The following is a 10,008-nucleotide window of genomic DNA, read 5'->3' as shown; positions in this document are numbered from 1 at the left end:
CCAATGCAAAAACACCTCCAAAGTTGTCCTCCATATCTTACGACATGAAGCATTTTCTTGAAGGTGTTTTGTTTTGTCTCACATTACGGGGTCAGTCCCTTTCCCATAGGCAGCAGGGGCTGGTTTTTTTTGTCTTCGTCTGACAGCGTAAATCCAGCACTCAGTACCGCTTACCGGTGTTTCTCAGCGGTGAAGCTTCATCCACTCCACCGCATAGTCCACCATCGGACGCTGCGGCGTTAGCAGGGTAGGCGCCAACCCGATCTGTCCGCGCTGCACGAGGTCTGCATAGGCAGCTTCAAACCCCTCTCCGATCCGCACGAAATCCTCCGAGTCCATCGCTACATCTTCGAATATCGCCCACTCCCGCTCTCCTTCGCGGTTAATTACGGGCGCGCCCGATAAGGCTACACACTTCCCTGAATATTCTCCGCGATATTCAGCTAAATGGAGGGAGGTATTGGAGTCATGATCCACTCCTAATAACAGCACATAACCTCCAAGCTCATACAACCGGGCAAGCGGAGATTGTTCCCCCAGGCCGTAAGGCAGCTCATGGCCTGCCGTCAGCCGCTTCGCTTCCGGTCCATACGCTGCAAACGAGAACTGGGGATGGGCGCTCCTGTGCACTCCTGGATAAGCACGGAACGCTTCCGGCAGTGCGCCCATTCCGAACGTACGGGTGGCTGACGGATCATAAGCAGGCATGGTTTCCCGGATCGTATCCCACCACTCCTCGGGAACCGGAGGATTGCACCAGTTGACCGGGTCGGATAAATCCCCGGTATGAGTAGGCATCATCAGCGTGCCCGTCGGTCCCAAGACTTGCTGCAGGGCAGCGATAACCGCCTGCGTGCCCCCGTTTACCCAGCCCAGGGAGCTGAGCGAAGAATGAACCAGCAAAGTCATGCCTTCCTGCACGCCAAGCATCCGCAGCTCCCCGGCAATTACCCGCTGCGTCAATGGACGCTCCCCTGTACGGGCGATAAGTTCTGATAAAGTCATTTTGTTCACCCCGTTGTTACTTTCAGATCTATTAATCTTCTATGTTTATTATCTTTTTTCGCTCTTATTAGCTTTCTGCACCGCTTCTTACAAGGCAAAGCCTCAGCTTCTTAACGCTTCAGGTTCCACTCATCCGAAGCATATTTATCCCGCGCCAAGACTTCCGCAAGCTCCCGTTCATAAGGTGTCAGTTCACCTTCCAGCAGCTCTATACTCATTCCTTCCGCTATCCCTGCCCGGAAAGCTTGGACCACGTCACTCAACAGAACCGGCTTCAGACCCGCTCCTCTGCACAGATCATTTATCGCTACCGCTTTCTGGATAAAACTGTTTTTCATTCTCTCGGCGATCCGCTCGTTAGAGAAAATCAGGAGATCAAACAGCTGATCCGGGTCCAGTTCAAGCAGAATAGACCCATGCTGCAGCACTACATTCTTCTGTCTGACCTGAGCGCTTCCCGCCACTTTGCGGCCTTCAACGACCAGCTCATACCAAGAAGGAGAGTCAAAACACGCGGCAGAGCCCATTGACTCATACTTCTTCTTTTCTTCCTCCGTAGCCAAGTTCACCATTTCAGCGGCAAGCCCCAGTTTGCGGAACCCCCGTAGAAGTCCTTCGCTTAACACACGGTACGCTTCCGTAACACTTGCCGGGATTCCCGGATAATTTTCAGCAACAATGATACTGTAAGTCAGCTCTTGATCGTGCAGAACAGCCCTTCCGCCGGTAGGCCTGCGTACAAAACCCAACCCCTTCTCGGCAATCCGGGCCAGATCGATTTCTTTCTGCGCTTTTTGAAAATAACCGATCGAAAGCGCTGCAGGCTCCCAGCCGTAAAAACGGACCGTAGGAGGCACTTTACCTTCGCTGTGCGCGGTAAGGATCGCTTCATCTATCGCCATGTTCTCAGGACCGCTCAAGCTTCCTGTATGTATATATCGCCATGCTGTCATGTTCTTCTTCCTTCCTCACCCTGCTTATAAAGCCTGTATCGTAGCTTCCGATCTTCTTCAATCATACCATATCCGTTTGAGAACGGTCATTTAAGAGGCCGCAAAATACTCTCCCAAACAGCTTAGCAAAGGAATGATTATGAATCCGGCTTCTTTGGTTCATACTAGAAAAAAAGATCCTTCCCCCCGTTTTTTAAAACTTAAAATAAACACTTATTGAAACACATTCGCGGATACACCCACGCCCCACATTTTCGAGAAGGAGGCTAGGCCTGATGAATAAAGAGAGAACGGAGCACATCCGCCCGATTCATGAGGGGCTGAACATGCACACGGATCGGGAATGGTTCATGGAGTGGGAGTCGCGAGTCCTTCGCAACGGTCCTTGGGACAACTGGACGCTGTACCAGCTTGCCTATGAAGCGGAACAATCCAATCTCATTCACAAATTTGATGAGCTCCTCTGCCTCAAACATGTCAATCAAATTGAGCCGATGACCCACCAGATCGAAACGGCCAAGAAAGTGCTCTACGATATGCGCGGCCGTGCTATTCTCGCGGATGAAGTGGGTCTGGGAAAAACCATCGAAGCCGGACTTATTCTCAAAGAATATATGATTCGGGGGCTCGTCCGCAAAGCACTTATCCTTGTTCCCGCTTCACTCGTTCTCCAGTGGGTCCGGGAGCTTAACCAGAAATTCGGCATTAATGCCGCCGCCCAGAAAAAATCTTACATGTGGCAGACATGCGACGTCATTGTCGCTTCCATGGACACAGCCAAACGGGATCCTCACCGGGAAATCGTACTGGATCTGGAGTATGACATGCTGATCGTTGACGAGGCCCACAAACTCAAGAACAAGAAGACAACCAATTATCAGTTCGTAGGCGAGCTCCGCAAAAAATATTGCCTGCTCCTCACGGCTACTCCGGTTCAGAACGATCTCAAGGAACTGTATAATCTCATTAATCTGCTCAAGCCGGGGCAACTGGGCGGCCAGACGAATTTCAAGTCCAATTTTGTGATGGGCAAAAGAATGCCCAAAAACGAAGGTATTCTTCAGCAGGAGCTCTCCAAGATCATGATCCGCAACAGACGCGGAGACGGCAATGTCGAGTTTAAGAAAAGAATCGTCAAGAACATTCTGCTTACGCTCTCACCCGAAGAACAGGCACTCTACGACGGAGTAACCGACTTTATTCGCAAACGTTACGAAGAATCCCGCGGGGAAGCGAATTCGATGCTGTCACTCGTTACCCTGCAACGTGAAGTTTGCAGTTCCCGTGATGCGGTTTTTATTACCCTCGTGAATATGTTTAAAAAAACAGACGAGAACTCCCCCATGAGGGAGAAAATATGGAGTCTGGTTGAGCTGATCCGCAGTATTACCGCCAATACGAAAGCGGAAACTGCCATGAAGCTCATTCGCGAAATCAATGACAAGGTCATTATTTTCACCGAGTACCGCGCTTCCCAGGAATATCTTCTGAATTACTTGAAGGAGCACAAAATCAGCGCGGTACCTTATCGCGGAGGGATGAACCGGGGCAAAAAAGACTGGATGATGGATCTTTTCCGCACCCGTGCTCAGGTTCTTGTTGCCACTGAGGCGGGAGGCGAAGGAATTAACCTTCAATTCTGCCATCATATGATCAATTTTGATCTGCCGTGGAATCCGATGAGAGTGGAGCAGCGAATCGGCCGGGTGCACCGTCTGGGTCAGACCGATGATGTCCGGATCTACAACCTGTCCACCCGCAATACGATCGAAGAACATATCCTGAGTCTGCTGCATGAGAAAATCAACATGTTCGAGCTGGTTATTGGTGAGCTGGACTCTATTCTCGAAAGGCTGGAGAAGAAATCGACTTCGTTAGAATCCTCCCTGTTCAAGATGATGATGGAATCCCGTTCACACGAAGACATGCGCCGCCAGATCGACCATCTCGGCGATTCTTTACAGACGATCCAGCAGGATCTGGAGCCGGATAACGAGCGCAAAGCCAAAATAGGCTCTATCTTGAGTGCAATCGGGCAGAACGTAGAGGTGACTCATGAATACCGGCCAAGTTGAGCGATTTGTGATGCGTTTTTTAGAAGCTTACAACTGCCGCATCATTGAAAAAACCAAGCATGCCGTTACGGTGAATTTATCACCTGAGGCCGACAAAGAGCTGACCGGACGCTCCTACTATTGGAGCTTCGTGGAACGCACAGGGGTCGAGCCCGAAACGATGACCTACCGTTTCGTGTTCGACCCCGAGGGCGACGCCGCAGCAGCCGCCGCCGCGCGGCCAACACCGGGCGGCCCTGCGGCGGCAGGCCAGCCCGGCTACGCTGTCGGCGCATCTGCGCCCGGGGGCACCCCTGGCCCTGCCGCTGCGGGCCAGCCCGGCTACGCTGCCGGCACATCGGCGCCCGGGAGCGCCCCTGGCCCTGCGGCTGCGGGCCAGCCCGGCTACGCTGCCGGCGCATCTGCGCCCGGGGGCTCTCCCGGCCCCGCGGCGCCGGAACTGGCGCAGGACACCGTGCGTTCGGCCGACAGTATCCTCGGCCGCTATTTCGGCACGGCCCCTGCTCCGCCAATCGGCCGGGTCCCCCGGGACGAAGTTACGTACGGCAGCCGCAGACTTCAGCAGCTTTTCCAGACTGCCCTCGGCAGCGGCAGGTTTACACGGCTTTTCGAAGTCATAGACGATAATAGCGGTCAGTTCCGCAACAGGGCTATACCGTTAACGTATTGCACATGGATGAATGTGAACTTCAAAGTTGAATTTGCGTGCGATATGAAAAGGAGCGAAATTCATTCTCTCGCTATTAATATGACAACAGGAGACATCTGCGAGGAATTTCATCCCTATATGCTCACTAAACAGCTCGCTCCCAAGCTCCCGGCAAATATTCATCTGCTTGGCGATAATTTAACACTCTCCCGCGCCGCTTCCGCTCTGGAGAGCTATCTGGAACAGAAGATCAGGCGCACAGATCACAGCTGGGCAGACCGGGCTAACGACATACTGGCGCAGGAACATCAGCTTGTCCGCCTTTATTATGAAGGGATGCTTGCGGCGGCAGAGCCGGAAGCCCGCGAAGAAATAGAGACGCGGTATTCGGCGCGTCAAGCGGAAGTGGACTGGCAGTATCGGCCCCGCGTTCTCATTTCCGTCATCAACTGCGGATTATTTCATCTGAAAGCAGACGGAAGGTGAGGATGCGACGAAAGTCGCTAAAACTTCCTATGCACTCCGCTACACGTTTTAACAAACTTTTCAAAGCTTGTCCCTTACAATATATTTAAGAATGATTGCCAGGCAGGTGATAGGATGAACCAAGCAGCAATAGGGGCGGCCTTACTCCTGGCAGGCGCCGTCTGGTTTACAGCCGGTACGCTTTCGTTCTCTCAAGGTGAACAGCAGTCCGCTTTAGCTGGGGCTGAACCGGCGCATGCACAACCGGATAACCGCCGGGTCGTCAGAAGTACTCAACCTGAAATATCACCGGGGTCCGCGGCATCCATTCACGCGTCAGTACCAGAATCGAATTCAGTGCTCCATACGCACATCCAGCGCTGGAAAGAAGCTCTTTCCTCACAGAAAGGATTCGAAGCCTGGGGCCGCGCACAATGGACTTCCGCCCCGCTCGGTCCTGGTACACATGGTTGGATCGTGATCTTGTCCGCGGGAGGCAGTGAAGTCGGTTATATGATTATTCAGGCGGCTCAGGACGGTTCCTACAAGCTCGCCGAATACGGAACGGGAGATCATCCCCTGTTCAGTACAGGAACGCTGTACCGCTCTCTGGTGCAGCATGAACTTATCGATACCTCTATGACCTACCATACATGGCTGAGCTTAGCCGCTCATGATCTGACAAGGCTTTATACGGATGGTCTTCATGCGGTGTGGGAGATAGATAACACCGACGCTGGAAACAGTATCCTCATTGATGCTGCAACTGGAGAAATCCGGACATTTAACGATTATAATCCCGCTGTTAACCACAAGCTAAGTGGAGCCGCTTTATCATCAGTGCCCGAATCTGCCTCGATGCTCCCGGCCTTTGATCCCTATAGCAGTCTGAACTGGCTTCAGAACGACTCTCTTCCTGTTCGGAGCATCCGCGATTTGCAGCTGTTCCTGAATGCGGAACCCCTTACTTTCGTGTCCGAAAGCTTCAGTGGACGGCTTACAGTCCCGCTTCCGGTTACGGGTGTAGCAATTTGGACAGGCGACACCGCGTATGTCGCTTTAGGTCAAGAGGGCACCCGGTATCTTGCTTTTGAAGATATCGTCTCACTGGGCCGATTTTTCCACTAACCTTTGGTATCTCCTCCTCTTTCCCATAGAAAAGCTTCCATACCTTCTGATCCGGTAACGGATTGCAGGGAATGGAAGCTTCTTTTTTATAACCTTATTTCGCTTTACGGCTTCTGCGTACTTTCCCGATCCACATCGCTATTGACATCGGAATCATACCGAACCAGCGCACAGACCAGCTTGCCCGTCTTTCTTTATGCCGGACCTTCGCTTCTTGCCTCTGCTGCTTGGGTGTATCGATATATTGGACGACTTGCTGCGTAATATACTTTACGAGATCGTTTCCTTTAGCCACGAGCCCATCTCCTTTACCGCTCCTGCTTTTTAAACCATCCTACTGCTTACTCCTATTCTTTCCCCTATCGGACTAAGTAAACCACTCTTTTGGGGCGAGGACGGATCGGAAGCGCGGAAGCGGATCGCCGCTATCATAGCCAAGTATGACGGTCCATGACATGAACACAAAAAGCCAGCCGCCAGAAGCGACTGACTTTCCCAATCTTAGTGGTCTTCGTGTGCTGCTTATCGCGTTCTAGTCACGGCTGATACCGACAATGGAAGCGACAAAACGCAGGATGTACAAGAACAAGTTAATAAAGTTCAAATACAAGTTCAGAGCGGCCAGCGGAACTTCCTGAGGCTCAACACCGTCACGGTACTGGGCTACATCATAGAGTACCCATCCGCTGAATATCAGGATACCTGCGGAAGCAATGACCAGATTGGTTACTGAACCGAAGCTGACGAACATCGAGACCAGTCCGACAACAATCAAACCGATTGTCGATGCGAGCAGGAACCCGCCCAGGAAGCTGAAATCACGTTTGGAACGGGCCGCATACAGAGACAGTCCTCCGAAGATCGCTGCCGTAGCCAAGAAGGAACCCGACACAAGATTCGCTCCGATAGCGGAGCCGTAACTCATAATTACCGGGTAGAGAGTTACGCCCGAAATAGCCGTAAATGTGAACAAGAAGCCATAACCGATGTTCTTGCCTTTAATCCGTATTACGATAGCGGCAACAAGCATAACCAGTTCAACTACTATGAACAACGGAACAAGAGATGGCGGTACAATAATCATACCAACCAGCATACCTACGAATGACACCATCAATGACAGTGCGAACATCCGTAATATGTGTGATAGTGATCCATGATGTGAATACGTTAATGTTCTTTCCAAGTATACACACACTCCTCTTTAGATAACTTCAGAATTCAAAATCTCTCTTTATTATAAATGTTAATACGGTATCTGACATGCATCCGTTTCAAAATTCAATTAAATTGTTACAGTCAATTCCCCTTTTACTTCATACAATAAGGATACAAAAAAACCACCGCTCCGGCAGTCCGGTAGCAGTGGTTTCGTCATGCATGATGCGGACGAGAGGACTCGAACCTCCACGGCTGTTACCCCACTAGAACCTGAATCTAGCGCGTCTGCCAATTCCGCCACGTCCGCATGAATGTTGAGAACGAGATTAAATATATCACGCAGCCCTACCTTTGTCAATATAAATAGAACTTCCTTCTCACCAAGAGACCATGACCCGTATTAATAAGAAACTCCCGGGGCCGAAGCCCCGCACAGTTACATATATGAGCAGAGATCAGCCTCGGGTATGAGCAGAGATCAGCCTCGGGAATTGACATGTTTTCATTGCTAACTAGGATCAGCCGATCGTTCTCTTGGGACCTCACTGCGACTCCATTCACTGCCAATCCTTTTCGCCCAACTGTTCTTAGTATAATCCGTCGTCCTCATTCATGACCGGAGTCAGGATGATCACCCGTCACTCCACGATACAAAAGCTTACGACCGGCAGGAGTCCTGTACCAGATCCGCTCCATGAGGGTCACAGCGCCATTCACACTCCAGTATAGAACGAGAGCTGCCGGTGAGCGCCACATAACAGCCATCGAGATGGCGACAACAAGAAGAGGCAAACCCATTCTCAGAAGAAACGGTTGTGAAGCGGCCTGTTCCGGCAGGAGAGGAATACTTAGTCCGATCCAGCTCAACAGACCATATAGATAAGGCAGCAGATGGGATGGGTCCGAAATACCCAGCGACTGCATCCAAGGAACGATCAGGCTCGTCATTCCGGCTCCATGCATCGTGAAATACGGGTACAGACTCATAAAAATAGGCATTTGGATCAGAGCGGCTGCAAAAGGCATGAAGGGTTTGATACCGTACTTGGTATTAAGCTCAGTCATCTTCTGGATGAGTTTGGCCGGATCGGAAGCGTAACGAGTGCGGAGATCCCGGAGGATCGGCTGCACTTTGGAGCTTCTGACCTGCTGCCGTGCGCTGCTGAGATTCAGCTTGAATAACAAGCTGCGTATAAGGAGTGTCAGCACGACAATGCTGAGTCCCCAATCATGGGTGAATGAATATAAAATCTTCATTACGCCGTCTAGAATAGAGACGACCGGTTGTAAGAATGTCATACGAGTTCCTCCCAGAATATGTGATGGAATGACGTGGTGCACGATATCCGTCAACATGGGAGGAATCTGTTTCATCATCATTTTCGTCGCTTTGCCTGGAAGGGATCTTCCTTCGTATAAGGCTGCTGCGGCTGCCGACTGTACGCAGCACGGCCGGAATGCTCGAATAAGGAGTCCGGATCAGCGGAGTTACGCCGTAAGCAGGCATGGGCGGAGCCGTATAGAACCATTCACTCAGCCACCAGCAAGTGAAACCAAGCGCTAATATCAGCATAGGCAAATCCAGGCTCCAGTCCATCACCGCGATCCCTCCTTTCATCTCAATAAGTTATCTATACGGGCAGATACTTGTTCCGGTTTCATCAGAAGAAAGCTTCAATAGAAAAGCAGCTCCCCACCGGGGGAGCTGCTTTTAGTAATGATAGAAGCAGGAGATAGCTAGAAGCGGCAGATTCGTTCGCCGCTTCTAACGTACTAGGCCTCGCCTGATCCGAGGCCCGCGAGCACTTGCGCGTAGATGCGGCCGGAGTCCATCGCCGCTTCGTATACCGCACGGCCGATCATATGGCCGAGCAGTGTCGCCGTGCCCGCGTAGAGATGGGCACGGCCGCTCTGCGTGGCGGCGATCAGCACCGCATCGGTCGTCGTGCCGGTCGCGGCCGATCCATCCTCCATCGCCACGCCAAGATCCTGGAGAGCCGCAGCCTTGGCTTCCGTCGCGGTGATCACCGCATTGACCATGGCGGCGTCCGTAAGTTTACCCTCGATCACCACAATTACGTTGATCGTACCGGGAAATAACGCCGCCGGAGCCAGTACGCGTCCGGCGCGTGCTTTATTGCTGTAACCGACAGTCACCCAGACGCTGACGGCGATGTCTCCGCTTGGGCCCGCCTCGTAAGCTGCCTCTGCCCGGGCGGGACCTGTCTCGTTCCATCGCATATGACAGCGTCCTATGCCATTCATATGTACCGATGTCAGCAGACAGGCCGTCCCGGCCGGCTCTATTTCGGAGCGGTTCAGAAAATCATCCATTTCGGCCAGCGGATCCTCACACATGTAGGATTTATCCACTTGACGGTTAATCAGCCTTCTGTGCAATCCGAACCCCCCGCCCCACGGGGCAGAGCTCAGCGTTCTTAGAGGCTGCTCCGATTCGAGAAGTAAATAACAGTCTCCCTCTCCGCTTCGGAGTGTCTCTGTAAGTGCAGCCGCAGGCTCGGAGACATAATGGAACACCTCTGCTGAATCTTGCTTAACGATCGCCAATTCT

10 protein-coding genes and 1 tRNA gene are annotated in these 10,008 nt (G+C 52.0%); 3 read left to right on the top strand and 8 right to left on the bottom strand.

Annotation, left to right across the window (positions count from 1 at the left end; genetic code table 11):
- Positions 1–183: 183 nt before the first annotated feature.
- Complete coding sequence (locus AR333_RS02475; RefSeq protein WP_068773760.1) at positions 184–1,005, bottom strand: aminoglycoside N(3)-acetyltransferase; 822 nt, start codon at positions 1,003–1,005, stop codon at positions 184–186.
- Between the two features lie 110 nt (positions 1,006–1,115).
- Complete coding sequence (locus AR333_RS02470) at positions 1,116–1,958, bottom strand: biotin/lipoate A/B protein ligase family protein (RefSeq protein WP_068773759.1); 843 nt, start codon at positions 1,956–1,958, stop codon at positions 1,116–1,118.
- A 275-nt stretch (positions 1,959–2,233) separates the two neighbouring features.
- Here AR333_RS02470 and AR333_RS02465 point away from each other — a divergent pair, with 275 nt between their 5' ends.
- From AR333_RS02465 to AR333_RS02455, 3 genes are all read left to right on the top strand, one after another.
- Positions 2,234–4,033 (top strand): DEAD/DEAH box helicase, encoded by a 1,800-nt coding sequence (locus AR333_RS02465; protein ID WP_068773758.1) that lies wholly within the window; start codon positions 2,234–2,236, stop codon positions 4,031–4,033.
- Positions 4,014–5,168 carry a YqhG family protein gene (locus AR333_RS02460; RefSeq protein WP_068773757.1) on the top strand — a complete coding sequence of 385 codons (1,155 nt, stop codon included), beginning with the start codon at positions 4,014–4,016 and terminating at the stop codon, positions 5,166–5,168. Before AR333_RS02465 ends, AR333_RS02460 begins: the two co-directional genes overlap by 20 nt.
- 114 nt (positions 5,169–5,282) lie before the next feature.
- On the top strand, positions 5,283–6,275 hold the full coding sequence (locus tag AR333_RS02455) for a hypothetical protein (protein WP_068773756.1): 993 nt from the start codon (positions 5,283–5,285) through the stop codon (positions 6,273–6,275).
- A 94-nt stretch (positions 6,276–6,369) separates the two neighbouring features.
- On the opposite strand, the gene AR333_RS02450 is transcribed toward AR333_RS02455, so the two are convergent.
- The 6 genes from AR333_RS02450 to AR333_RS02430 form a co-directional block, all read right to left on the bottom strand.
- Positions 6,370–6,570: a YqzE family protein gene (locus AR333_RS02450; protein ID WP_068773755.1), complete on the bottom strand. Its 201-nt coding sequence runs from the start codon at positions 6,568–6,570 to the stop codon at positions 6,370–6,372.
- 237 nt (positions 6,571–6,807) lie between these two features.
- Positions 6,808–7,461: a Bax inhibitor-1/YccA family protein gene (locus AR333_RS02445; protein ID WP_068773754.1), complete on the bottom strand. Its 654-nt coding sequence runs from the start codon at positions 7,459–7,461 to the stop codon at positions 6,808–6,810.
- Positions 7,462–7,659: 198 nt separating this feature from the next.
- Positions 7,660–7,743: transfer RNA gene (locus tag AR333_RS02440), tRNA-Leu, on the bottom strand.
- A gap of 299 nt (positions 7,744–8,042) precedes the next feature.
- The gene (locus AR333_RS02435) at positions 8,043–8,735 is read right to left on the bottom strand and encodes a membrane protein insertase YidC (RefSeq protein ID WP_068775095.1); all 693 of its coding nucleotides are present in this window, start codon (positions 8,733–8,735) and stop codon (positions 8,043–8,045) included.
- A complete protein-coding gene (locus AR333_RS24490; RefSeq protein WP_156430810.1) occupies positions 8,665–9,036 on the bottom strand; it encodes a hypothetical protein in 372 nt (123 codons plus the stop codon). The genes AR333_RS02435 and AR333_RS24490 overlap by 71 nt, the downstream gene beginning before the upstream one ends.
- Before the next feature lie 173 nt (positions 9,037–9,209).
- Positions 9,210–10,004 (bottom strand): adenosylcobinamide amidohydrolase, encoded by a 795-nt coding sequence (locus AR333_RS02430; RefSeq protein ID WP_253735698.1) that lies wholly within the window; start codon positions 10,002–10,004, stop codon positions 9,210–9,212.
- Positions 10,005–10,008: the final 4 nt, after the last annotated feature.

Source organism: Paenibacillus sp. FJAT-26967 (assembly GCF_001541095.1).
Taxonomy (GTDB): Bacteria; Bacillota; Bacilli; order Paenibacillales; family NBRC-103111; genus Paenibacillus_F.
Note: the sequence above shows the minus strand (reverse complement) of the source record. Positions and strands in the feature narration are given on the sequence as shown.